The organism is Roseobacter cerffii, assembly GCF_054226325.1.
On the sequence record NZ_CM135757.1, the window covers coordinates 950,710 to 973,252 of the forward strand.

At 61.4% G+C, this 22,543-nt stretch carries 21 protein-coding genes; 13 read left to right on the plus strand and 8 right to left on the minus strand.

The window, feature by feature from the left end:
- Window positions 1-31: 31 nt before the first annotated feature.
- The 5 genes from thiM to ACVC7O_RS04715 all read left to right on the plus strand — a co-directional run bounded on the left by thiM (window position 32) and on the right by ACVC7O_RS04715 (window position 4,309).
- The gene (gene thiM / locus ACVC7O_RS04695; RefSeq protein ID WP_458324927.1) at window positions 32-817 is read left to right on the plus strand and encodes a hydroxyethylthiazole kinase; all 786 of its coding nucleotides are present in this window, start codon (window positions 32-34) and stop codon (window positions 815-817) included.
- Window positions 808-1,446 carry a thiamine phosphate synthase gene (thiE, locus tag ACVC7O_RS04700; RefSeq protein ID WP_458324928.1) on the plus strand — a complete coding sequence of 213 codons (639 nt, stop codon included), beginning with the start codon at window positions 808-810 and terminating at the stop codon, window positions 1,444-1,446. Before thiM ends, thiE begins: the two co-directional genes overlap by 10 nt.
- Entirely contained in the window at window positions 1,443-2,252 is an 810-nt protein-coding gene (gene thiD / locus ACVC7O_RS04705) for a bifunctional hydroxymethylpyrimidine kinase/phosphomethylpyrimidine kinase (RefSeq protein WP_458324929.1), read from the plus strand. The genes thiE and thiD overlap by 4 nt, the downstream gene beginning before the upstream one ends.
- Window positions 2,249-3,013 carry a 3-oxoacyl-ACP reductase gene (locus tag ACVC7O_RS04710; protein ID WP_458324930.1) on the plus strand — a complete coding sequence of 255 codons (765 nt, stop codon included), beginning with the start codon at window positions 2,249-2,251 and terminating at the stop codon, window positions 3,011-3,013. Before thiD ends, ACVC7O_RS04710 begins: the two co-directional genes overlap by 4 nt.
- Window positions 3,014-3,304: 291 nt before the next feature.
- Window positions 3,305-4,309: a calcium-binding protein gene (locus tag ACVC7O_RS04715; protein ID WP_458324931.1), complete on the plus strand. Its 1,005-nt coding sequence runs from the start codon at window positions 3,305-3,307 to the stop codon at window positions 4,307-4,309.
- A gap of 41 nt (window positions 4,310-4,350) precedes the next feature.
- Here ACVC7O_RS04715 and ACVC7O_RS04720 read toward each other — a convergent pair whose 3' ends face one another.
- The 4 genes from ACVC7O_RS04720 to ACVC7O_RS04735 form a co-directional block, all read right to left on the minus strand.
- Entirely contained in the window at window positions 4,351-5,472 is a 1,122-nt protein-coding gene (locus tag ACVC7O_RS04720) for a sensor histidine kinase (protein WP_458324932.1), read from the minus strand.
- 194 nt (window positions 5,473-5,666) lie between these two features.
- Window positions 5,667-6,326 carry a response regulator transcription factor gene (locus ACVC7O_RS04725; RefSeq protein ID WP_458324933.1) on the minus strand — a complete coding sequence of 220 codons (660 nt, stop codon included), beginning with the start codon at window positions 6,324-6,326 and terminating at the stop codon, window positions 5,667-5,669.
- Window positions 6,327-6,504: 178 nt separating this feature from the next.
- Window positions 6,505-7,392 (minus strand): YghX family hydrolase, encoded by an 888-nt coding sequence (yghX, locus tag ACVC7O_RS04730; protein WP_458324934.1) that lies wholly within the window; start codon window positions 7,390-7,392, stop codon window positions 6,505-6,507.
- A 76-nt stretch (window positions 7,393-7,468) separates the two neighbouring features.
- Complete coding sequence (locus ACVC7O_RS04735) at window positions 7,469-8,488, minus strand: YHYH protein (protein ID WP_458324935.1); 1,020 nt, start codon at window positions 8,486-8,488, stop codon at window positions 7,469-7,471.
- Between the two features lie 51 nt (window positions 8,489-8,539).
- Here ACVC7O_RS04735 and ACVC7O_RS04740 point away from each other — a divergent pair, with 51 nt between their 5' ends.
- The gene (locus ACVC7O_RS04740) at window positions 8,540-9,040 is read left to right on the plus strand and encodes a MarR family winged helix-turn-helix transcriptional regulator (protein WP_458324936.1); all 501 of its coding nucleotides are present in this window, start codon (window positions 8,540-8,542) and stop codon (window positions 9,038-9,040) included.
- A gap of 124 nt (window positions 9,041-9,164) precedes the next feature.
- Here ACVC7O_RS04740 and ACVC7O_RS04745 read toward each other — a convergent pair whose 3' ends face one another.
- Window positions 9,165-10,337, minus strand: coding sequence for a phosphatase PAP2 family protein (locus ACVC7O_RS04745; protein WP_458324937.1), 1,173 nt, complete (start codon window positions 10,335-10,337; stop codon window positions 9,165-9,167).
- Between the two features lie 26 nt (window positions 10,338-10,363).
- Window positions 10,364-12,148, minus strand: a complete 1,785-nt coding sequence (locus tag ACVC7O_RS04750) for an adenylate/guanylate cyclase domain-containing protein (RefSeq protein ID WP_458324938.1) — start codon at window positions 12,146-12,148, stop codon at window positions 10,364-10,366.
- A gap of 123 nt (window positions 12,149-12,271) precedes the next feature.
- Between ACVC7O_RS04750 and ACVC7O_RS04755 the strand changes: the two genes are divergently transcribed.
- A complete protein-coding gene (locus ACVC7O_RS04755; protein WP_458324939.1) occupies window positions 12,272-13,603 on the plus strand; it encodes a S8 family serine peptidase in 1,332 nt (443 codons plus the stop codon).
- Window positions 13,604-13,732: 129 nt separating this feature from the next.
- Here the strand turns inward: ACVC7O_RS04755 and ACVC7O_RS04760 are convergent, their stop codons facing one another.
- Complete coding sequence (locus ACVC7O_RS04760) at window positions 13,733-14,200, minus strand: DUF2269 family protein (RefSeq protein WP_458324940.1); 468 nt, start codon at window positions 14,198-14,200, stop codon at window positions 13,733-13,735.
- Complete coding sequence (locus ACVC7O_RS04765; protein ID WP_458324941.1) at window positions 14,197-15,492, minus strand: SDR family oxidoreductase; 1,296 nt, start codon at window positions 15,490-15,492, stop codon at window positions 14,197-14,199. The genes ACVC7O_RS04760 and ACVC7O_RS04765 overlap by 4 nt, the downstream gene beginning before the upstream one ends.
- 543 nt (window positions 15,493-16,035) lie before the next feature.
- Here ACVC7O_RS04765 and ACVC7O_RS04770 point away from each other — a divergent pair.
- From ACVC7O_RS04770 to ACVC7O_RS04795, 6 genes are all read left to right on the plus strand, one after another.
- Entirely contained in the window at window positions 16,036-17,169 is a 1,134-nt protein-coding gene (locus ACVC7O_RS04770; protein ID WP_458324942.1) for a sugar ABC transporter substrate-binding protein, read from the plus strand.
- 72 nt (window positions 17,170-17,241) lie between these two features.
- The gene (locus ACVC7O_RS04775; protein ID WP_458324943.1) at window positions 17,242-18,777 is read left to right on the plus strand and encodes a sugar ABC transporter ATP-binding protein; all 1,536 of its coding nucleotides are present in this window, start codon (window positions 17,242-17,244) and stop codon (window positions 18,775-18,777) included.
- A complete protein-coding gene (locus ACVC7O_RS04780) occupies window positions 18,774-19,814 on the plus strand; it encodes an ABC transporter permease (RefSeq protein WP_458324944.1) in 1,041 nt (346 codons plus the stop codon). Before ACVC7O_RS04775 ends, ACVC7O_RS04780 begins: the two co-directional genes overlap by 4 nt.
- Entirely contained in the window at window positions 19,811-20,791 is a 981-nt protein-coding gene (locus ACVC7O_RS04785) for an ABC transporter permease (RefSeq protein WP_458324945.1), read from the plus strand. Before ACVC7O_RS04780 ends, ACVC7O_RS04785 begins: the two co-directional genes overlap by 4 nt.
- A gap of 12 nt (window positions 20,792-20,803) precedes the next feature.
- The gene (locus ACVC7O_RS04790; RefSeq protein WP_458324946.1) at window positions 20,804-21,718 is read left to right on the plus strand and encodes an SMP-30/gluconolactonase/LRE family protein; all 915 of its coding nucleotides are present in this window, start codon (window positions 20,804-20,806) and stop codon (window positions 21,716-21,718) included.
- A gap of 28 nt (window positions 21,719-21,746) precedes the next feature.
- Window positions 21,747-22,304: a hypothetical protein gene (locus ACVC7O_RS04795; RefSeq protein ID WP_458324947.1), complete on the plus strand. Its 558-nt coding sequence runs from the start codon at window positions 21,747-21,749 to the stop codon at window positions 22,302-22,304.
- Window positions 22,305-22,543 lie beyond the last annotated feature (239 nt).

Consider the following 22,543-nt stretch of genomic DNA (forward strand, 5'->3'; position numbering starts at 1 on the left):
CTTGTTTGTCCTCGCCCTTGACGAGGACGATATGACCGATCCGAACAGATTGCTTGAAAAACTGCGCGCTGAGGCGCCGCTCGTGCATTGCATCACCAACTACGTGGCGATGAACGTCGCCGCCAACGTAGTGCTGGCGGCGGGGGCCTCCCCCGCGATGCTGCACGCCACTGAGGAGGTGGAAGATTTCGTGCCGTTGGCTGGCGCGCTGACCATCAACATCGGTACGCTCTCGCCCTCTTGGGTGGACGGCATGCGACAGGCAGCCGCCGCTGCACGCGCGGCACAGGTGCCTTGGGTGTTGGACCCAGTTGCGCATTTCGTGACACCCTACCGGGCGGACGTGACACGGCAGCAGTTGGCGCAGCACCCGACAATCCTGCGCGGCAACGCGTCCGAAATTCTTGCGCTGGCGGGCGAGAAGGCGGCAGGCAAGGGGGCTGACAGCGGCGACAGTGTTGCCGCGGCGAAAGACGGCGCGATCCGGCTTGCTCAAGCCCAGCGTTGCGTCGTCGCCGTGACCGGTGTGGTGGACTTCGTAACGGATGGCACGCGTCACGCCGAGATCTCGGGCGGTGATGCGGTGATGCCGAAGGTCACGGCTCTGGGCTGTGCGCTCACCGCATTGGTGGGCGCCTTCGCCGCGCTTGCAGACCCGCTTGAGGCGAGCATCGCGGCCTGCACCCTCTTCTCCGAGGCGGGCGCGCGCGCCGCCAGGGAGAGCGCAGGCCCCGGCAGCTTTTCCGTGGCCTTTCTTGATCAGTTGCACAGCCTGCAACCCGGTGATCTCGATGCGGGGCGGGTGGTATGGCAATAGACCCGCAGACCCTGCGCCTCTATCTCGTGACCGACCCGGAGCTCTGCGCCCGCACCGGCCTGGCTGAGACGGTGACTGCCGCCGTAGAGGGCGGCGTCAGCTTCGTTCAACTGCGCGACAAGACAGCTTCGTCGGCCCATCGGATTGAGTTGGCCAAGGCGCTCAAGGAGGTTCTCGCGGGCACAGGTATCCCGCTGGTCGTGAATGACGATCTCGACGCTGCCATCGCCGCAGATGCGGACGGCGTTCACCTGGGGCAGGAAGATATCTCGCCCGCCAAGGCACGGGCACGGCTTGGGCCGGACAAGATCATCGGTTTGTCGTGTGAAAGCGCGCAAGACGTGCGCGCCGCCGATCCGGGCGCCGTCGACTACCTCGGGATCGGAACGGTCTTTGCGACCGCGACGAAGGCGGATCATAAGCCGGTCATTGGCTTTTCCGGTCTGCAAGAGCTTTGCGCGCTGTCATCGCTGCCGACGGTCGCGATTGGCGGGCTCAAGGCGCAGCATGCGGCACAGGTCCTCGCGGCGGGTGCGGACGGCATCGCGGTGGTGTCCGCCATCTGCGGCCAGCCGGACCCCCGCGCCGCCGCGCACCGTATCCATGTCCAACTTCAGGAGAGCACATGATCAGAAATGTCTTGTCCATTGCCGGTTCTGACCCGTCGGGCGGCGCTGGCATCCAGGCCGACATCAAGGCCATCTCTGCCAATGGTGCCTACGCGATGGCGGCCCTCACCGCGGTGACGGTGCAGAACACCCAAGGTGTCAGCGCGGTGCACCTCGTCCCGCCGGATATTGTGGCAGCCCAGATCGCAGCCGTCTTCGACGATGTGCGGGTGGATGCCGTCAAAATCGGCATGATCGCGAACGACGAGATCGCGTGTGCGGTCGCTGCAGTTCTGGAGGGAGTAGACAAAACACCAATCGTTCTCGACCCGGTGATGATTGCGAAGGGTGGCGCGCCGCTGCTGGCGGATGATGCGATCGCCATTGTCCGAGACCGGCTATTGCCCCTGGCTGCCGTGGTTACGCCAAACCTGCCCGAAGCGGCCCGCCTGCTTGATCAACCCGTCGCGACCAATCGCCAACAGATGGAGGATCAGGCGCGCGCGCTAGCCAGGCTGGGAGCCCGTTCGGTGCTGATCAAGGGCGGGCATCTTGACGACCCGGACAGCCCGGATGTCTTCGTCTCTGGTGACGCTTTGCATTGGCTCGAAGGCACTCGGATTGCCACGAAAAACACCCACGGCACGGGTTGCACGCTCTCCTCGGCGGTTGCGGCGCAGCTGGCGCAGGGTGTGCCAGACCGCGAGGCTGTCTCTGCCGCCAAAGCCTACATCAGCGCGGCGATTGCGCGGGCCGAGGAGTTGACCGTCGGACATGGGCATGGACCGGTCCATCACTTCTCTGAGCTTTGGGAGACACGGGCATGACGCGAGCGCTTCAGGATCAAACAGTGCTTGTCACGGGTGGCGGACGAGGCCTTGGTGCCGCCATCGCCCGCGCTTTTGCGCGCGAAGGCGCGCGCGTCGCGATCAACTACCGTAACAGCAAGGAGGCCGCCCAGGCCTTGGCGGCTGAGCTTGGGCCCCGCGCGATGACCGTCCAGGCGGATGTGAGGGAGCGCGACGCCGTGGCTCAGATGGTTGAGGCCGTGTCCGAGACCTTTGGGCCAGTCACAACGGCTGTGCACAACGCCTTGGCCGATTACAGCTTCAACGGAGACGCCCGCGCTCAGCTCGATAGCCTGTCGCCGGAGATGATGTTGGCCCAGCATGGCACGGCAACGCTTGGGGCGTTGAACGTGATGCAGGCCGTTCTGCCGGAGATGGAGACCGCAAGCTTTGGCCGGATCATCACCATTGGCACCAATCTCGTGCAGAATCCGGTTGTGCCCTATCACGACTATACCTCGGCCAAGGCGGCCTTGCTGGCCCTGACCCGCACAGCAGCAGCCGAACTCGGGCCGAAGGGGATCACGGTCAACATGGTCTCGGGCGGCTTGCTGCGCACCACCGATGCGAGCGCTGCGACGCCGGAGGCTGTCTTCGATCTCATCGCCGAGATGACCCCTTTGCGGTCCGTCACAACGCCCGCCGAAGCAGCCGATGCGGTGCTCTTCTTCGCCAGCCCTTGGGCGAGGGCCGTGACCGGGCAGAACCTGATCGTCGATGGCGGCTTGGTCTTCGGGTGAGGGGTGTGCATGGTCTTTGGCCTTTTCTGCAGGACTACCCGCCGGGTTTGCCACGGTTCGCCATGCCGACTTGCTTCCCAAGCGTTTCGGCAGAGAAGCGCGCATCCTGAGTGCTTTTTTCCGAATCTGAACATCCGCTGAACAGGGTGCTCAGCGGGCGTTCAGCCTGACCTGCCATACCCTCTCCGGCCCGCATTGGCGCGGCACGATCAACCCACCGGCCCGGATGATTTCAAGGAGGGGAGGGGCGAGACGGCGGATCGTTTCAGCAACGGAAAGAGGACGTCAGCGATGCAAGGAAATACACAAGGAAACTCCGACGGTCGCGGAGGTGGCCAGAACGGTGGCAACAGGAACCGCGATACCATTGATCTTGAGGATCTGGCTGGGGCGAGCGATGTCGATCTTGATCTCAGCGATGTCGACGACGACGGGTTCGTCGCCGCCCAAATCGACACGGATGGTGACGGAACGACCGACGAGACCATCGAGTTCGAACTGCCTGACAGGGGCGATGTGACCGTGGTCGGGACCGATGGCGACAACACACTTCTTGGCAGCGACGGCGATGACACCTTTATCGGGTCGGCTGGCAATGATGCGTTTGTTGGCGGCGATGGGGACGATACCATTGATTACTCCGACCTCGGGGCCGCCATTTCGATCAGTTCCGCTGGCGGGTTGGACAAGGGCGGGCTCGGGACCGACACGCTCGGCACCTTCGACGTGGATGCCGGAACCATCGAAGTGGTCGAGACCGTGATTGGCGATGAGGACGAACGAAACGTCGTTGACTCGACGTCGGTCCAGGGCGCGGTCGCCACCGAGGTGGATCTGTCGAGCGGTGCCTACATTGGCAACATTGTCGAAGATATCGGTGGCTTTTCGGTTGGCGACGCGTTTTCGCTGACGCTCGAGAACTTCGTCGATGTGCTTGGCAGCGACAATGACGATCAGATCACGGGAAGCCGTCAGGCAAACCTTCTGACCGGCGCTGCAGGCGCGGATGTGATCAGCGGTGGCGGTGGGCAGGATAGGATCATCGGCGGAACCGGTGATGATAGCCTGACCGGGGGTCGCGGTGCGGATATCTTTGAATTCGCGGTGGGCGATGGGTCTGATGTGGTGACCGACTTCAATGTTGGCGTGGATGCGCTCACCTTCACGGGCGTCGGTACGGAGGACATCGCGGTTGTGGCTGACGAAACAGATACGACCCTGAGCTATGGTGACAGCACACTTCTCCTTGCGGATGTGGTTGAAGAGGATTTGTCGTCCTTGCTTCTCATCGCCTGACATGGCGCGGGCCAGCGGGCGGCTGTCTGCTGGTCCGATTATCACGCGTCGATGGGCAACTCCAGGATGACACGCAGACCGCCGAGGGCCGCTGTCTCGAGATGGATTGACCCGTCATAGAGAGCTGCAACATCGCGCGCGATGGTCAGGCCAAGACCTGACCCACCCGTTGGGGGAGCGAGACGCACGCCAGGTTCGAGCACGCGCATCCGCTCGCCTGCTGGCACGCCGGGGCCATCGTCATCAACTGTGATGATTGCAGCGCCCGCCGTCTTTTTCACCGTCACCTGCACGCGGCTATGTGCCCATTGGGCGGCATTCTCTATCAGGCTCCCCAGTATGTCCTGAAGATCGGGTGATGCCACGGACAGCTGCAGCTCTGACGGTGCATCGATATCAAATGTCACATCTGGGTAAAGCCGTCTGGTCGCCCGGATGAGGGCCTCCAGCGATGCGATCACTTTCACCGTTTCGCCGGGAAGCAGGGCGTCGGGGCCCGTGCCCGCGTGGTCGAGATGGAGCGCTGTTGCCTCCTTGAGGCGGGCCAGAGCCTCCTCGGCGGCCGCAACATCCAGCGGTCGCCCACGCGCCGCGCGTTGAATTTCGCCGCAGAGAACAGTTGTCGGTGTTTTCAGCGCGTGGGCCAACCCTGCGGCCTGCAGTCTTCCCCGATCACGTTGGCGGCGGTTGCGGTCGATGAGCGTGTCGAGATCGCGCACCAAGGGGGCAACCTCTGACGGGAACGCATCGGGCGCGGGCCGCGCGTCGGTCTGTGACAGCTCGACAACGGCGGCGCGCAGCTGCCTGAGCGGACCAAGGGCCACGCCGAGCATCACCGCCGCCGCAGCCACCAGCGACACACCAAAGCCGCAGAGGCCAAGCGAAAGGCTGCGGCGGAACGAGGCCACCAGCGTCTCCATCCTGGCCAGATCGGCGGCAACGCCCAGCCGCCAGCGGGCACCATCGCGGATCTGGACGCTCTGGCTGAGCAGGCGCAGATCCTGACCCACAGGCCCTTTGACGACTTGACGTTCCGGTACGGTGGCCGGCAGGCCGAGAGCCAGATGCTGATCCAAAAGGGACGGCGACGTGACGGTGCGACCGCTTGTTTCAGCTTGAAAATAGAGGCCGGAATAGATGCGCGAGAAGGATGGGGTGGTCATGTACGTGGCCGGATCCTGTGGTTCCAATGCGACTGCGCGCCGCAAAACCGCGAGCTCTTCGTGTAGCTGTTGGTCAAATTGGCGGAGCGTTGTGCTTTTGAAAACCGTAAGGATGGCGACACCACCGGCTGTCAGCGACACCGCAATCCAGAGGGTGGCAGCGATCAGAACACGCAGGCGAAGCGAGCGCGGCCTCATCCCGGGCCCAGGCGATAGCCGCAACCTCGCACCGTTTCGACCACATTGGGCCCCAGTTTGCGGCGCAGCCGCGCAACGAAGACCTCGATTGTGTTGCTGTCCCGCTCGTCATGCAGACCATAGACGATTTCGGCAAGTTCTGCCTTGGAATGAACCCGGTCAGGCGTCTGAATGAGGGTCGCGAAGACCTTGTATTCGTGCGTGGTCAGCGCAACGGAGCACCCGTCCCGGGTTACCCGGTGGGCTTGCGGGTCCAGCGTGATCGCCCCGACCCGGGAAATCGGCCATGCCGCCCCACCCGCGCGGCGTATGAGGGCATTTATGCGCGCAATCAGCTCCTCGATGCAAAAGGGTTTGCCGAGATAATCATCGCCGCCCGTGTTCAGCCCTTCCACACGGTCCTGCCATCGGTTGCGTGCCGTCAGTAGTAGCACCGGTGTGCTCAGGCCTTCGCGCCGCCAGGCACGCAATACCGAGACACCATCGAGACGCGGCAGAGACAGATCGAGCACGATGGCGTGGTAGAGCTCGGTTGCGCCGAGGTGATAGCCGTCCTCGCCATCACGGGCGACGTCGACTGTGAAGCGCTCCGCCTCCAGCGCTTCGGTGATCTGGGCAGCAACGCGGTGTTCATCTTCGATCAGCAGCAGGCGCATGTCAGTTTTCCTGCGGGTCAGTCCAAAAACACCTTCACGGAAGAAGGATCTGGAATTGGCAAGGGCGCTCTGGGCTCGCTTTTCGTTTGGCTGGCTCTTCTAGTCCATGGTCATCCATTTGATGAAGCGCTTTATCAAATAGGGGGCGGAGAGGCACGCCGCCGACGGGAAGACGTCGCTACAGCAAGTATGTGTTGAACCAGCCGATCGTCCGGTCCCACGCCAGGTTGGCCATAGCCTCATCATAGCGCGGTGTGCTGTCGTTGTGGAAACCGTGGTTCGCGCCTTCGTAGATATAGGCCTCATACACCTTGTCATGTGCTTGCAAGGCAGCTTCGAAATCCGGCCAGCCTGCGTTGATCCGCTCGTCCAGCTCACCCATCTGGATCAGAAGTGGGGCAGCGATCTTCGGCACGTCTTCCGTTGCGGGTTGCCGCCCGTAGAAGGGAACGCCTGCTGCAAGTTCGGGATAGGCCACTGCAATGGCACCGACCACACCGCCACCATAGCAAAAGCCGACAGCGCCGACGCGGCCCGTGCTGTCGTCCCGCGTCAACAGGTGTTCGAACCCCGCGAAGAAGTCATTCATCAAGGCGACGCCATCAACTGTCCGCTGCAGCTCTCTCCCGTCGGCGTCATTGCCGGGATACCCACCCACCGACGTCAGACCATCGGGTGCCAATGCCATGAAACCTGCCTTGGCCACGCGGCGCGCAACGTCTTCGATGTAGGGGTTGAGGCCGCGGTTCTCGTGGATGACCAGCACGGCGGGCAGCGGTTCTTCAACCTCGGCTGGACGCACCAGATACCCCCGAACGTCACCCGTGCCATTTGGCGAGGGATACATGATGTAGTCGGCATGGATATCGGGGTCATTGAACGAGACTTGCTCGGCCAAGGCATAGTTCGGGCTCAGCATGTTGAGCAGCGCCGCAGCGGTCACACCACCCACTGCAAACTTGCCGGCGCGATCCAGGAATTCGCGCTTGGTGATCTTTCCGTGCGCGTAGAAATCATAAAGATCAAGGAGTTCCTGATCGAAGTCTTTGGCGGTCATGCGGGTCATGGCAAGTCTCCCTTGTGTTGAACGGTCGGTGCTACTGTGAGATCTGATGATATTGCATGTGTCGAGGTCTCTCGCGCTAGGGCCTCGGACGGCGCGCGGTGGCGTCGCAGATGGCGTCTGGATCATTCAAGGTGCAGCCGGTTTCGGCCCGCAGACAGCCTAGGATTGCGTTCGAGCCGGCGGCACCCGCGTGATAGTGATAGCTGCCGTCTTCTCCAATATGACCATTGCAGCGGTCGAGCGTGGTCGGGTGCGATCCATCGGCCATCAGATGGGCGTAAATCGGATACCCATCCATCGCGATCCCGATCTGGGCACCGTGGTTTGGCAAGCTCCCAACGGGGGCGTCGTTCAGACAATCGGTGACCGCGTGATAGTGGTATCCGACGTGAAGGTTGACGTGCCCTCCACAATCATCGAACGGCGCAATAGTGTAGGCGCCCAGAATGGCGTCCACAGGCGCCGGGCCGTCCAGCCGCACCCCGTTGTATGCGACGCCCGATCCGGACATCCGTGTTGGAAACGTTTCGGTCGGTGGGCCGGGATCAAGCGGGATGATATAGGTGACGGAGGCGTCATCCGGCATGTATTCCGGCAGGCATTCGACGCAGTGGTTTTGATAGTCCGGGTCGACGTCCGGGCGCGCGGCGGCCTCGCAGGCCTCAAGCGTGCCGGTGAAACGGACCTCTCCGGTTTCCGGATCAAAGAGTTGCCAATTGGTGTCGCCGTAAAACTCGGCCAACTCCTTTATGAAGGCACCATCGACAGTGTGAACGTCGCCGTCGTGCAACCAGATGCCGCCGCTGTCCGGGCCGTCGTTAATGTTGTGCGGGCACCAAGGGCCGGGGGTGTAGCTGGTGGGGTCGTCTGTAACGGTAATGGCGAAACACGTGGTTTCTGTCCCGCCGCTTAACGTGCAATCCACCGCCCTTGGGCCCGCCAGAACGCTCGCCTCCGCGAAAAACCGCGCGATATCTTCCAGCTTGGCGTCTCCTTCGTTGGCGAAGGCCGTCGCAGGTAAGCCCACGGCAATGGACAGACAGCATTGGATAAAACCCGATTTGCCAAGTTTGTGGACTGCTTTCACGAATGCCATGGGTGCGCGTCCTGCTTGCGTCTGATTCTTAGTTAGCTTACTAATAATTGAATGAAACGCAACGAAGCCAACCTCCACTTCCTGCTGCATTCCGCCGCTTTGGTCGAAGACGCGGTGCGGCGCGAGCTTTTGCCGCTTGGCCTCGGGCCTAGTCAGGCCCGGGTTCTCGATGCGCTGGACCGAATGGGGCCATCGTCACAGGTGGAGCTGGCAGAGGAGTGCAGCATTACCGCTGCCAGCATGAGCACGATGACGATGCGTCTGCTGGCAGCAGGGTTTGTCGAGCGGCGACAGGATCCCGACGAGCGGCGTTGCAATATACTGCGGTTGTCGGAAAGCGGCGCGCGACTGCTCGTAGATGTCCGTGCGGCTTGGGATGCGGTGGACCGTGTCGTGGAAGACGCCGTTGGTCAGGAAAAGGCCGCGACCATCGCCGAACTGACGCGCGACCTGAGGAACGCGCTGGGTGGGCGCACGCCCGCGGCGCGGCGCGTCAGAAGGCCGAAAGCCGAGGCAGACGCCCGGTGTCAAGAAACTGAAGTCGTAGGCTGAACAAGGCTATGTCAGCTAAGCAAACCGCCCTGACCTCTCGGTTCCACCGCCGAGCGGCGGTCGCTGACGACGGTCACAAGGGCAAAAGTATTGCTGTTCGGCACCGGACAACGAAAGCCGCGCCCTAGCACTTCTCGTCTGCATCTGCCTCGACCTCTGGTTCTGGCCAGGCCGTTTCCGGGACTGGCAGCGGGCCGTTCCCCCATTCAGCCCGCGCGGCCGTCATCAAATCTCGAATGCGGCCTGTCTCCACGCGGATGATCGTCGCGTAGGCGGCGTGTGCAAGCCGACGGCCAGCTTCGCTGTCAGACGGATAGTGCAGCCCGAGAATTTCACGGTTGCGGGCGATGCGGCGCGCCATGTCGAACAGCGGATTTGTCCGGTCCTCCGAGAAGGTCACGCCTGCAATGGGCTGGGGTTGCAGTTGGCCTCCCATCGCCGCATCCAGCAAGAGCGCAGTCAACCACGCCTGCGTCGCGTGCCCACTGGGGAAAGAGGCATGTTCGGGCGGATCAATTGGTGGCAGCAACGTCGGGCACAGTTGCGAGGGGCGCGGCCGGTTGTAGAACGCCTTGAAGAGCATCGCGATATGCGTCCCGGCCTCGATTGCGAAGGCTGTGAGTTTCGCGGTGTTCGGATGCGTAATCCGGTTGAAGGTTATGATGCCGCTGAAACACTGGTCGATGGAAATGGCCTGTTCGAGACCTTCGGCGAGAACGCCGGGCCGGTACTCGATGAGGCCGACCAGCTCGATCAATTCCTGTTCGAGCACGGATAGATCTTGTGCGACTGTGCTGGGCCAGGCGGGCAGAGGCTCAAACGGCGCTTCCGCCGCACTGACTGCGCCAAACTCGAAAGGCCCAGCCTCGGTGGCCGGAAACCCAAGTGACTGAGGGGGCGCATCGGCAGAAGCCCAGGATTGAATGTGCTGCGAAAACTCGGGCAGGAGGCTGCGGGCGTAGGGAAACGGACCCCAGTGCGCGTCTGTCCAGACGCCGCCGATGTTGAGGTTGTAGTACTCGTGCAGGCGCAGCGCCCGGGCCGGATCGGGGGCCTTGGTATGGGTGATGTTCGGATCCACATGCGGCCAGGATTGGCCGCGCCACCACCAGAGACTTGGATCATCCGGGACGTCAGGATTATTCGCGCGGTCGATATTCGCAGTGATCCCAAGCGTTCGCCCGCCACCGGCGCTGCCCGACGATCCCGTCATCGAGGCGTTGGAGTTGTTCGAATTATTCGAGTTATTGGAATTGTTTGAGTTGTTGGAGTTATTCGAGTTGTTGGAATTGTGCATGTGGAAGCCCCCTAAAAAGAGTGTTTTCAGTCCGGAATCCCGGCGGCGCGCAGATGTTCGATCCAGCCCTCCTGAAGCGCTGCATCCGCGAAAGTTGCGTGCGCTTTCGCATATTCGCCCAGTCGAAAATCAGGCGCGGCTGATAGCAGGATATCTGCGGTATCCCGCGCAGCAGTGATGTTGCCGTCCGCGGCAAGCGACGCGGCCAGCAAGCGCAATGACGGCAGGTGCCCCTTTTGCTCATCGAGGGCACGGCGGGCCCAGAAGATCGCACGCTGATAGTTGCCCGCAGAGTAGTGCGCCAGCGCAAGCCAATCGAACTCGCGAAACGGGATCTGATCAAGGGGAACAAGCTGATGTGCTTGCTCGGCATACATGACGGCGTCTTGACCCCGCCCGACGTAGGCCATCATCCCCGCAGAAATCATCATGACAAAGGTGTTGCCGGGGCCCGCGCGGCGGGCGCGTTCCATCAGCGCAAGGGCGCCTTCATGGTCACCGCGCATGAACGCTTTGGTTTGCGCCAGGATCGCCAGCGCCTGGGCATTGGATCCGTCGAGCTTTACCGCCCGTTTTGCATCTTGCTCGGCCTCGGAGGTGGCCAGTTCCCTGTCCTCGGCCCAACCCTGCACGACCATCATGATCCACCACGCCGCGCGCCAGCAATAGGCGGCGGCAAAGTTACCATCATCCGCCACGGCCTGGTCCAGAAAGGTGCGCGCCTCTTCATAGCGCTCCAGCTTCAGTTGCCGCATCAGGTCGAGCGCCTTCAACAGGCAGTCATAGGCGGAAAAGACCTCAGGCGGTTTGCGGATGGCCCGCATCAGCTCCGCTTGGCGCACCTGCGGCGCGATACTCGTGACGATTTCGGAGACAATCCGGTCCTGCTGCTGAAAGAGCTGGTCTTCGCGAATGTCAGACCGTGTGGAGAACATCGTCCCACCCGTCTCGGTGTCACTGAGCGTTGCCGACAGGCGAATTGCGCCCTGCCAGCGCCGGATCGTGCCCTGAAGAACGTAGCGCACACCGAGAACCCGCCGAGCGTCCAACGGGTCGATGTGGCGTTCCCGGAACCCAAGCGTGGAGCCGCGCGCGATGACCACCATTTCGCGCAGCCCCGACAACGACCCGATGATGTCCTCCACGAGGCCATCGGCGAAATAGGTATCGCTCTCAGACGCCCCAAGGTTCTCGAAGGGCAGGACCGCGATGGAGGGGATCTCCTCCTCCGCGCGCAAGACGCGCAGGGAGGATGAGGGCCCGGAGATCAGGTCATATGCGCGAACCGGCCTGTCAAAACCCTTCAGGGCGACAAAGCCCAGGTCCCTTATTTCGGTCGCGCGGGTTGGTCGGATGTTTTCGCAGACGGCGTGTGACAGGATCACGGCATCGGTCGCCGCGGCTTCCTGCAGCCGCTTGGCCAGATTGACCCCTTCTCCGAACACGTCATCTCCTACGTATTGAACATCCGAAAAATGAATTGCGATCCGAAACCGCAGGCCTTTCCATCGCGGGCGGTCCGCCGCACGATCCGCGGCAAGCATCGCCTGCAGGTTTTCGGCGCAGCGCACCGCGGTCTCGACACTCGCAAATGTCGCCAACAGCCCATCGCCGAGGTCCTTGCGCGTGTCGGCCCCGAGCTTGTCCAGCAACGGGTGCGCCGTCGATGTCAGAAAATCATGCAAAACCGCGATGGCATGATCCTCGTCTTGCGATGTGAACGCGGTAAAATCGACTGCATCCGCAAACATGATCGCCGCGAGGCGCTTTGCGGGGCGCGACGCCACTGCATCGGTGGCCTGTGTTAACATTGGTTGGGCGGCCACGGGTGTTGCTGGGCCTTATGATTGATTCAATGGCCTGTTATCCTTACACTATCGAAAAGATAATTTCGACAAAAGTTAACGTTTGACTGCCTTTGCGAGGCCTTGGCCATGTCCCAGCGAAACAGGTACTTCATTTGGCGCGGGATTGCGGATGTCGATGAACAGGTCGACGCGCTGATCAATATCTCCAAGGAATACGAAAGCAGATTGACCCGGGTCACCGACGATTTTGCGGTGATATTCATCACCGACGAAGAAATCCGAAGCGTCTTCCAGACCTTTGATGAAGGTCAGATCATTGTCCGCGGAGAGGCCAAGACGCGCAGCAGGTTTGATCTGAGTGGTCAGTTTCTGTTGGGCGTCGATGCACCAATTGCCTTGGCTGAATACGCGGGGCGGCGCAATGTCCAGCCGGTGCCCGCGCCTCATAGCCGGCTCCAGGCGGAAACACTGATTGCCGCTGATGCAATCCGCGCGTTTGCCGCCTCCGGTGATCGGCCAGTCAATGTCGTTATCGTTGATGGGGGATTGGATGAAGGCTACCTCAGCACAATAGGCTACACGAAGGGCGTGGGGGCCATACCCAATCTGACCGGCTCGAAAACACAGCCTCATGTTCAGGAGGGCAGGCGGCATGCAAATGCCGTCGCGCGCAGTGTCCTGTCAATTGCTCCGCACGTGCAACTGGTGGACGCGCCCATCCTGCCCGACCGCATCGAGAACGCGGACCTCTTCGCGTCGCGCGTCATTGAACTTGTCGTGCACCTGGCGGGTCTGATTGGACAGCGCCGAGAGGAAGCCTGGGTCGTTGTCTGTGCCTGGGGTCTTCTGGACCGGAAGTATGATCGGTTTCTCGGCACCTATGCCGATGACCGGCGGCATCCGCTGTCTGTGATGTTTGAATATCTTGTCTCGAAAGATGTCGACGTTGTCTTCTCGGCCGGAAACAGCGGGTTGTTCTGGCCGGACCTGCGCAGTGGCCACACCGATCGGGGCCCCTTTCAGAGCATCATCGGCTCAAATGGGCTGGGCGCAGTGCTGACCGTTGGCGCTGTCGATGCCATCGGGCAGTGGATCGGTGAAAGCTCGCAAGGACCGGAGCCGGAGGGCCTGCGCTCCCCTGACCTTGGGTTTGAGGCGCGCAAGCCGGATGTGTGCGCGCCGAGCTGGTTTCGCGAGGACGACGACCGGCATGCAGCCTTCACAGGTACATCCGGCGCCTGCGCCGTCGCTGCAGGCGTTGTGGCCGGTGTCCGCAAGCGAATTTCTCCCGATGTCGCCTCGCCCGCAGTGCTAATTGACAAGATCCGGGAGACCGCCCGCCGCGAGGGATACACAAGCGGAACCGGTCGCGCGACGCCCGCCGAATGGCGGCTTGGCTCGGGCATTATCGACTGCGCAGCATTGGTGGACTGCCTCGAAAAGCTGGGTGCAACGTAGGCTTTCATCTGCCCTCAGCCGTCAGCCGAGCCCATAAAGTGTTGCTTTCAGGTCCGACAAGCAACGATGTCTCAAGGAGCCAACACAATGGCGATCCGGCATGTCGATTGCCTGTCGATCCGCGTGGGCTCAAAGTGTTGGCTTGGTCACCATCAGCCAGACGACTGCAAGGACTGCGGCGAAGGAGGGAAATCCGAAAGCGAACCACCATCTATAGAGCCGATGGTAGCTGTCAGGCAGCGGAAGGCCTGCATCTCGCGATGCAATGGCGAGGTCGCGCATCTTGATCTGCATCCAGACCACCGGCAACCAGAACAGGCCCACGAAGACGTAAAGCGCGAGTGACCACGCAACCCAGCCGGTCAGCAGTGGCCAGCCCATCTCGCGCGCCAGCAGATACCCGGTGATGGGCTGCACGATCGCCGCTGTTGCGGTGAAAAGGGTATCAGCCAGTACAACAATCCCGGAGACATGCGCGATCAGCCGCGGGTCACCGCTGCGATTTGACAGGATCATGAAAAAGGCGATGCCAGCCCCTGTGCCCAACAAGACGGTCGCGCCGATGACATGGAGGAAGAGGAGAAACTCGTAGCTCACCTGTCCTCCATCAGCAGCCAGACCATCGCGGCGAGCGCCATGCCCGGAAACACCTTTACCATGGGACCCAGCGGATCGGCCCAAAGGTCTGGCGCCGCGATCAGGGCGCCAATCAGATAGACCGCCGAGAGACCCAGCATCCCAAGTGCGGCGGGTTTGGTCCAGTTCCGCCACAGGATGGCGAGGCCCAGCACGATGTCGGCGATGGCCCCTCCGATCACGGTTGGACTCGCCACCCAAACCGGTGCGCTGCGATCCGTCAGGACTGCCATGGCTCGAGCGGGGTCAAGCAGTGTGATCAGGCCGGACACGCACCAGAAAAGTGCCAGCGTTGCGATGGCAAGGGGCAGCGCAAGATATGCACGGGCGAACAGCCTTTCCTGACTTGTCGCAGGCAGAAGTGCGAGCGTGTCTGGAAGAGAGCGGCACGGGCGCCCGCCCGCCTGCTCCCACGGATCGGGATGCCCGGAAATGCCGTCTCCCAGCGTTGTCAACGCGGTGCTGCGCAGCGGTGACCGCCAACCGAGATGACCGAGCAGGTCCGCTCCTCTTGCCATTGCCATGAGAACTATGTCTGAGATGGCAGGTCTAAATGCGGCGTCCGGCCAGCCTTGCCAGCGCCTTACGCTCTCAACAAGCTCCGGGAACGGGCGGGCCTCATGTTCGGTCAGATCTGCGATCAAGCCGGAGGGCACCGCGCGCCGTGCGGCGGTAACCACCGCGTCAGCAACATCGCCGATATATACCGTCTGAACTGGCGCAGCAGGCATGATCCGGGGGGCGACCAGCGGTAGTGCGGCCGCTGCGCGCAAGAGCGCCGTGCCTCCGTATGCCTCTGGCGACAAGACGAGCGTTGGTCGCAGAATGACCCAGTCGCGCGCACTGGACCGGAGAATTGCATCGCCCCTCGCCTTGGTGCGGAAGAATGCGGTGGACGCGTCCTCGGCCACGCCCGCCGCCGAAATCTGCACAATGCGAAGAGGCAATTCTGCAGCTGCTTCGACGAGTTGAGCGACGGCGGTGACGTGGATGGCTTTCAAGTCGTCCTTTGCGCCATCTTGGAGTGCGCCAGAGGCGTTCACGACCACATCCGCGTCCGACAGCAAGCCGCGCCACTCTTCCACCGTGATGGTCGGAATGTCGCGGATCACCCAGTCGGCGGACGGCATGGTCGCACGTGCAGCCCGGCTGGACCTTCCGACGCCCGTAACCGCAAACCCCGCGTTCTTGAGGGCCTGCATACATGCCGAACCGATCAAACCGTACCCACCTAGAACAACAGCTTTCCGCATGTACGCCTGCCCAATTGCTCTCGCGACGGTATAGGTGTGAGAGACACAAAACCAACGCTTTCGGCTTCTACTCTTTACAAAACATGAAAGCCGACGCGCGGGCGGTTTGCCTGAGTGCGCACCCAAGTCTGGAGGTTCCGCCCCGCGCCATCTTTCGTCGCTCCAATGGAGATAACCCCGCGATTTTGCCAAGACGGAACCCTGGTTTGTCCTCACTGCGGCCCTTTGTGACGTGGCTCAAAGCCGTGTTCCGAGCCATTGGGCAAGATCCTCTGATCTGGAGATAGCCGGCGGCTTCGTTTGGGTCGTTTCCGCGTTTGAGAAGTCATCATCACAGTGCCGAGCAGTCGGACCTGCCCCTCGCGGCTTGAACGCGGCCGGTCGAGCGACGGACCTGATCGGGATGCGCCAATTCCTTGCAAAGAAAACAAAACCGGCTATCGTCGGTCCAAAATCATTTAATCAGACGCCGAGTTTCGGCGCTCAACGACGAAAATAATAAAGGGCGAATAAGGCCCAACAACACCAAGTGGAGGAAACATAATGTTCAATTTCAAGCGGGCGATCGCCCCGTCGGCGCTGGCATTTGCGATGATGGCCGGTGCAGCTGCCGCTGCCCCCAACAAGGTCTCCGGCCCCGGATTCGACGCAGGGTGCTTTGCGCCATGGGATGATCAAATCGGCTATTTCCAATGGGACAAGCGGGAGGGTCCGCACAAGATCGCCATCGTGAACGGCTTTGTCGGCAACACCTGGCGGATCCAGATGATCCAGACTGCCAAAGCCTATGCGGCCCAGCCTGAGATTGCAGCTCAGATCGAAGAATTCAAAGTTGTCTCCACCGGCACGGACGTGGCGGCTCAACTCGGTGCGATCGAGGATTTCATCAACCAGGGCTATGACGCCATTGTGACCATTGCGGTTTCGCCCGAGGGGTTTGACCGCGTCATCCGCCTCGCGGACCGCAACGATGTGGTGCTTGTTCCATTTGATAACGTGCTCGACACCGACAAGGTGATGCAGGTCAACAAGGACCAGCTTGAGATGGGCCGGATGTACGGGCGCTGGCTCTTGGAACAGTTCGGCGACAAGACCGAAGGCAAGATTCTCGAGGTGCGGGGTCTGCCAGGCAACTCGGTCGATCGGGACCGCAACATCGGCTTCCACGAGGTGATGGATGCCTCGGGCGGCAACTGGGATATCGTCGAGGTTGTTGGCAATTGGGATGATGGTACCGCGCAAAAGGTGACGGCGGATGCCATCGCCGTGCACAGTGAATTCGATGGTGTTGTTGTCCAGGGCGGCACCACCGGCGCCGTGCGCGCCATGCTGGATGCGGGCCACCCGATGGTGCCGTTGGCCGGAGAAGCGGAGAACGGGTTCCGCAAGATCTTGGCGGAGCAGGCTGACAATGGGCTGAAGGCGATTTCCATTGGGCAATCGCCGGGGATGGTGTCGGTGGCTATGAAGGCCGCGCTTGCGGCGCTCGACGGTCAGGTGATGCCACAGCTAATTTCCATTCCGATCCCAGCGACACGGTATGATGAGCTTGAAGCGGGCAAGAACTATTGGCCGGATCTCACGGATAACTTCTTTACCGTGAATGAATTTCCCGCCTGCGGTGTCAACATCACGGCCCGGGAGATCATGACCAACGACGCTGAGAACCTCGAATAGCACCATGAAACGCGGCGCCGGGCCCGTGGTCCGGCGCCCTACATCTATTCCTTTGAGTGTTTCGGGACTTTCATGTCGACACCCCTCCGTGAGCCTGCGCAAGCGCACGTCCAACTGACCGGCGTCACCAAACGCTATGGTGGGGTGACTGCGCTGGATAAGGTTGATTTCTCCTGCGACTTGGGTTCGGTCCATGCGGTCCTTGGCGAGAATGGCGCGGGCAAATCGACCCTGATCAAGATCATGTCGGGTGTGGTACAGCCCGACGAGGGTGAAATCAGACTCGATGGAACGCCGACCAGTTTTTCACACCCTGCGGCAGCGAATGCGCAGGGGATTGTCTGCATTTTCCAGGAGCTCTCGCTTTTGTCCGACCTTTCGGTGGCGGACAATATCTCCATCGCCGACCCACCGCGGCGTTTCGGGCTGATCGACCGGAAGAGCCAGCGCCGTCGAGCCGAAGAGCTGTTGGCGCGCATCGGGTGCCAGGACGTCAACCCGATGTCGCGCGTGCGTGATTTGCCCTTGTCGCGCAGGCAGATGGTCGAGATTGCGAAAGCGTTGGCCAAGGATCCCAGTGTCCTGATCCTGGATGAGGCGACCTCCGCACTGACTGCCGCTGATGTGGACACCGTCTTCGACATTCTGCGGCGCTTGCGGGAGGACGGGATTTCGATCCTGACGATCTCGCACCGAATGCACGAGATCGAAGCCATCGCCGACAAGTGTTCGGTGTTCCGCAATGGGCGGCACATCGAAACCTTCCAACAGGGCGCGCGGTCCGAAGGAGAGATCGTACAGATGATGATCGGCCGCGAAATCACGGCGCATTTCCCGCCGAAACCCCCACCTCCGGATGCAGCCAAGCCCATGTTGCAGCTTGAGAATTATTCCTGGGAGGACAAGCTGAAATCCATCGACCTTTCCGTGGGGGCTGGCGAAATCGTGGGTCTTGGCGGGCTGGACGGGCAGGGGCAGAAAGAACTGCTTTTGGGGCTTTTTGGCGTGCTCAAGGTCACCAGCGGAAAAGTCACGGTGCAAGGCAAAGAGGTCACCATCAGCTCGCCGCAAGACGCCAAGAAGGCGGGCGTTGACCTGGCCCTGATCCCGGAAGACCGCAAGACCGAAGGCCTGATGCTGCCCATGTCGATTGCCGACAACCTCACGATTGCCTCGTTGAGCCGCCTGTCGCGGGGCCCATTCGTCGATGCGGATGCGCTGTCGGCGGCGGTCGAAGATGGCATCCAGCGGATGCAGATCAAGGTGGGGTCTAGCGCCGACCCGGTGTCGACCCTATCAGGCGGCAACCAGCAAAAGGTGGTGATCGCAAAATGGCTGATGACCGACCCCAAGATCATTCTGTTGAATGATCCCACTCGGGGTATCGACGTGGGCACCAAGCAGGAAATCTACCGCCTGCTGCGCAACCTCGCGGAAGCGGGCGCGTCGGTGATCTACTACTCTACCGATTACGAAGAGCTGATCGGCTGCTGCGACCGTGTCGCTGTGATGTATGACGGCGAGATCGTGCGGGAGCTGAAAGGCGACGAGATCAACGAGCGCAATATCATCGCATCCGCGCTCAAGATGGATGAGGCAGCGGAATGACCGATCTGAGAATTCGGCTGTCGCAAAACGCGGCGTTGCTGACTGCCATTGCGATCTTCATCCTGTTCTATGTTTTCTACAACATGAACCACCCGCGCGGCTTTTCGGTGGCTGTGCTCATCCAGAACTCTAACGAGGTCTTCACGCTGGCCATGGTGGCCATGGCACAGACCGTGCCGGTGCTGATGGGGGGGCTCGATCTGTCGGTGGGGGCGATCATGACGCTGGTCAACACCATCGCCAGCCACCTTCTCAATGGCAGCCCCATGCAAATGGCGTTCGGGATGGTAATCAGCCTGGCCGCCGGCGCAGCCTGCGGCTTCGTGAACGGCTGCATCGTGGTCTACGGACGCATTCAACCGATCATCGCCACACTGGCCACGGGGGCGATTTTCCTCGGGCTTGCCCTGTTCCTGCGGCCCTCACCTGGTGGGAATGTGGATGATGATCTGTCCTGGGCCGCGACCAATGATCTCTACGAGATCGCGGCCACTTATGGCTTTGCGCAGGACGGCGAGGCGGCGTGGTTTCAACCCATTGCGTGGATCCCCGTGCCGCTTGTGCTGCTTGTGCTGGTGGTCGTCCTGGTTTGGCTGCCCTTCTCGCGGTCGGTGACGGGGCGTACCGTTTATGCCGTGGGCTCGGGCGAGGGGGCCGCCTATATGTCCGGCCTGCCGATTGACCGCGCTAAGATCGCCGCCTTCACGCTTGGCGGTTTCTTTGCGGGGATCGGGGGGCTGTATCTAACCCTGCAGACTTCCTCCGGCAATGCCGACATCCCGCAAGCAGGGGCCTATACGCTGAATTCCATCGCGGCGGTGGTGATTGGCGGCACCTCGCTTCTTGGTGGCGTCGGCACGGCCATCGGGTCGATTTTCGGTGCACTGATCCTGCGCACGATTTCGTTCAATTTCCGGATTTTCGAGATTGATCCCCTGATGCAGCCGCTCTTCGAGGGCGTCGTGCTGCTCGCCGCGGTCAGCCTGGGGGCGTTCCGGGTCCTCCGGGTCAAGAACACGTTGGAGCTCTTCCGATGACGTCCCTGCCGCAAGACCACAGACCGAGCCGCTTCAAACTTGGCGAGGATGACAAGCCGATTGTCATGTCCGCCGGTTTTATCCTCGTGATCCTCGCGGTAGGCACGGTCTACACCATCTACACTCAAGGCACGGCCACCTTGCTGTCGCCCGAGTACCTGCTGCAGCAACTACAGGTGGGCGCGTTTCTGGGGATTGTCGCGGCGGGTATGATGCTCGTGATCCTGCTGGGTCATATTGATCTGTCGATCCCATGGACGATTGCCGCGGGTGCCATGATGGCCACGACCGTCGGTGGGCCTATGGCGATCCCCGTCGGGCTCGGGGTCGGGCTGCTGGTGGGTTTGGTGAACGGGCTCGGGGTGGCCTACCTGCGAATTCCCTCAATGATCTTCACACTTGGGGTCAACGCGGTGATGCGCGGCCTGATGGTGGCCCATACCGGCGGCTTTGCTCCGCAGACGGCCGCGACCGACCTGATGCAATATCTCGCTGTCGGCAAGATCCTCGGCATCCCCGTGGCCTTGATGGTCTGGGCTGTTGTGTCCATCGCCGTCATGCTGCTCCTGCAACGAACCGCCGTCGGCAAGAGTATCTATGCGATCGGTAACAAGGAGGCCGCCGCCTATCTCGCCGGGGTGCCCACCAAGCTGGTCATTGTCACCGCATTCTGCCTCTGCGGCATGCTCGCGGGCCTCTCCGGCACGCTGCTCGCCGGTTATTCGACAAAGGCCTACCAGGGCATGGGTGACGCCTATCTGCTGCCCGCCATCGCCGCCGTGGTGATCGGCGGCACCCATATTCTGGGCGGGCGTGGGCGCTATCTCGGCACGCTGATTGGCGTGATCCTGATCGTTTTGCTGAACTCGGTTCTGTCTATCATGCAGATGCCGGAATCCGGGCGGCAGGTGATTTACGGCAGCGTGATCATCGTCATGCTGCTGGTCTACGGACGGGGACGGAAGGTCACAAGTTAGGGAGAAACGACGATGCTCACCGAGGCCTTTGAAGTGATCGATAAGAGGTTCACGCGTTATGCGATGGGCAACGTGCATCTGGAAACGCTCTACACCGGGACACGCTGGGCCGAGGGTCCGGCTTACTTTCCGGCGGGCAAATACCTGATCTGGTCCGACATCCCCAACGACCGGCTGATGCGCTATGATGAGTTAACCGGCGCGGTGTCTGAGTTCCTGTCGCCCTGCCGCAATCACAATGGACACACAGTCGACCGCGAGGGCCGCCTCGTGTCGTGCGAGCACCGGGGCCGCTGTGTCAGCCGCGTCGAAGTCGATGGGTCCACGACCATCCTCGCCGACCGTTTCCAGGGTAAGCGCCTCAATTCCCCCAACGACGTGATCGTCAAGTCAGACGGGTCGATCTGGTTCACCGATCCCACCTACGGGATCGACAGCGACTATGAAGGTGACAAGGCAGAGCCCGAGCTAGACGGCTCGTATGTCTTCCGCATTGACCCTGATACCGGGGCTCTGTCTGCGATGATCACGGACATGCTCAAGCCAAACGGTCTTGCCTTCTCGCCCGACGAGAGCCTGCTCTACGTGGCTGATACCGGTGCGACACATGTCGAGAACGGCCCCAAGCACATCCGCGCGTTTGAGGTCAGCGGTAATGGCACCCTGTCCGGCGGAGAGGTTTTTGCAAGCTGTGACATTGGTCTCTTTGACGGCTTCCGGTTGGACATCCACGGTAATATTTGGACCTCCGCAGGTGACGGGGTGCATTGCTACGCACCCGATGGCGATCTGATCGGGAAGATCCACACCGGCGAGGTTGTGGCCAACGTTGAGTTTGGTGGCATCAAGCGAAACCGGTTGTTCATCTGTGCGACCACGACGCTGCGGGCGGTCTATCTGAACACAAGGGCCGCACCACGGCCCTGACCGGAGATCAATCAAGGGGGAGCAAAAGATGAAAACGGAGAGCTACACATCGAAACCCGAGGGCAAGATCCCCAACAGCCGGTTTCCGCTTCTGATCCACCGCAACGCGATCCCCGGAGGTGGTACCGATTCGGTCAAGGCGCGGTTCCGCGAAAACGGCTGGGGTAACAACTGGGAGTATCCAGGCATTTACGAATACGCCCATTTTCATTCCACATCGCATGAGTGCCTTGGATGCGCGGCGGGTTGGATGGAGTTCAACCTTTCGGTCGAAGGCTGGACGAAGGTGCGGCTCGACGTCGGCGACGTCATCGTCATGCCGGCGGGGGTGAGCCATGAGATGATCGGCCATTCCGACGACATCATGATGTGCGGCGGCTACGCTGGTGGCCGGGACTGGGACAACATTCAGGAAGCCTATCTGACACCTGAGCTCTACTATCAGGCCTGCAAGCGGATCATGACGCTGCCGATCCCCGACCGCGATCCAGTCACGGGGGACGTCCTGCATCAATGGCATGAGGCGCCGTCGTCGGTTGATGGCGGCTGGAACGACTTCCGCGACGGGCTTGACGCGAGCAGTTGATCAAGCGTGCGTCGAATGATCGACACCGCTCAGAAAGCACGTGACCCTTCGATTGTTCCACTTTTCTATAAAAAAAGTTCTCTCATTGTTCTGGCTTAAACCTTCTTAGTCGTTTGGCAGCTATGTAACCGGCGAACAACGTAGATTGTGTCCGTGGTCCCTGCGCAAATACTCAATCAAATCAATGATAAGTGCACCGAAGGGCTGGCACTTGCTTTGGCGTCCCATGACGACGGAGC

Coding starts and splice junctions, on each gene's coding strand:
- thiM (WP_458324927.1), top strand. CDS start 32: ATGACCGATCCGAACAGATTGCTTGAAAAACTGCGCGCTGAGGCGCCG.
- thiE (WP_458324928.1), top strand. CDS start 808: ATGGCAATAGACCCGCAGACCCTGCGCCTCTATCTCGTGACCGACCCG.
- thiD (WP_458324929.1), top strand. CDS start 1,443: ATGATCAGAAATGTCTTGTCCATTGCCGGTTCTGACCCGTCGGGCGGC.
- ACVC7O_RS04710 (WP_458324930.1), top strand. CDS start 2,249: ATGACGCGAGCGCTTCAGGATCAAACAGTGCTTGTCACGGGTGGCGGA.
- ACVC7O_RS04715 (WP_458324931.1), top strand. CDS start 3,305: ATGCAAGGAAATACACAAGGAAACTCCGACGGTCGCGGAGGTGGCCAG.
- ACVC7O_RS04720 (WP_458324932.1), bottom strand. CDS start 5,472: ATGACCACCCCATCCTTCTCGCGCATCTATTCCGGCCTCTATTTTCAA.
- ACVC7O_RS04725 (WP_458324933.1), bottom strand. CDS start 6,326: ATGCGCCTGCTGCTGATCGAAGATGAACACCGCGTTGCTGCCCAGATC.
- yghX (WP_458324934.1), bottom strand. CDS start 7,392: ATGACCCGCATGACCGCCAAAGACTTCGATCAGGAACTCCTTGATCTT.
- ACVC7O_RS04735 (WP_458324935.1), bottom strand. CDS start 8,488: ATGGCATTCGTGAAAGCAGTCCACAAACTTGGCAAATCGGGTTTTATC.
- ACVC7O_RS04740 (WP_458324936.1), top strand. CDS start 8,540: ATGAAACGCAACGAAGCCAACCTCCACTTCCTGCTGCATTCCGCCGCT.
- ACVC7O_RS04745 (WP_458324937.1), bottom strand. CDS start 10,337: ATGCACAATTCCAACAACTCGAATAACTCCAACAACTCAAACAATTCC.
- ACVC7O_RS04750 (WP_458324938.1), bottom strand. CDS start 12,148: ATGTTAACACAGGCCACCGATGCAGTGGCGTCGCGCCCCGCAAAGCGC.
- ACVC7O_RS04755 (WP_458324939.1), top strand. CDS start 12,272: ATGTCCCAGCGAAACAGGTACTTCATTTGGCGCGGGATTGCGGATGTC.
- ACVC7O_RS04765 (WP_458324941.1), bottom strand. CDS start 15,492: ATGCGGAAAGCTGTTGTTCTAGGTGGGTACGGTTTGATCGGTTCGGCA.
- ACVC7O_RS04770 (WP_458324942.1), top strand. CDS start 16,036: ATGTTCAATTTCAAGCGGGCGATCGCCCCGTCGGCGCTGGCATTTGCG.
- ACVC7O_RS04775 (WP_458324943.1), top strand. CDS start 17,242: ATGTCGACACCCCTCCGTGAGCCTGCGCAAGCGCACGTCCAACTGACC.
- ACVC7O_RS04780 (WP_458324944.1), top strand. CDS start 18,774: ATGACCGATCTGAGAATTCGGCTGTCGCAAAACGCGGCGTTGCTGACT.
- ACVC7O_RS04785 (WP_458324945.1), top strand. CDS start 19,811: ATGACGTCCCTGCCGCAAGACCACAGACCGAGCCGCTTCAAACTTGGC.
- ACVC7O_RS04790 (WP_458324946.1), top strand. CDS start 20,804: ATGCTCACCGAGGCCTTTGAAGTGATCGATAAGAGGTTCACGCGTTAT.
- ACVC7O_RS04795 (WP_458324947.1), top strand. CDS start 21,747: ATGAAAACGGAGAGCTACACATCGAAACCCGAGGGCAAGATCCCCAAC.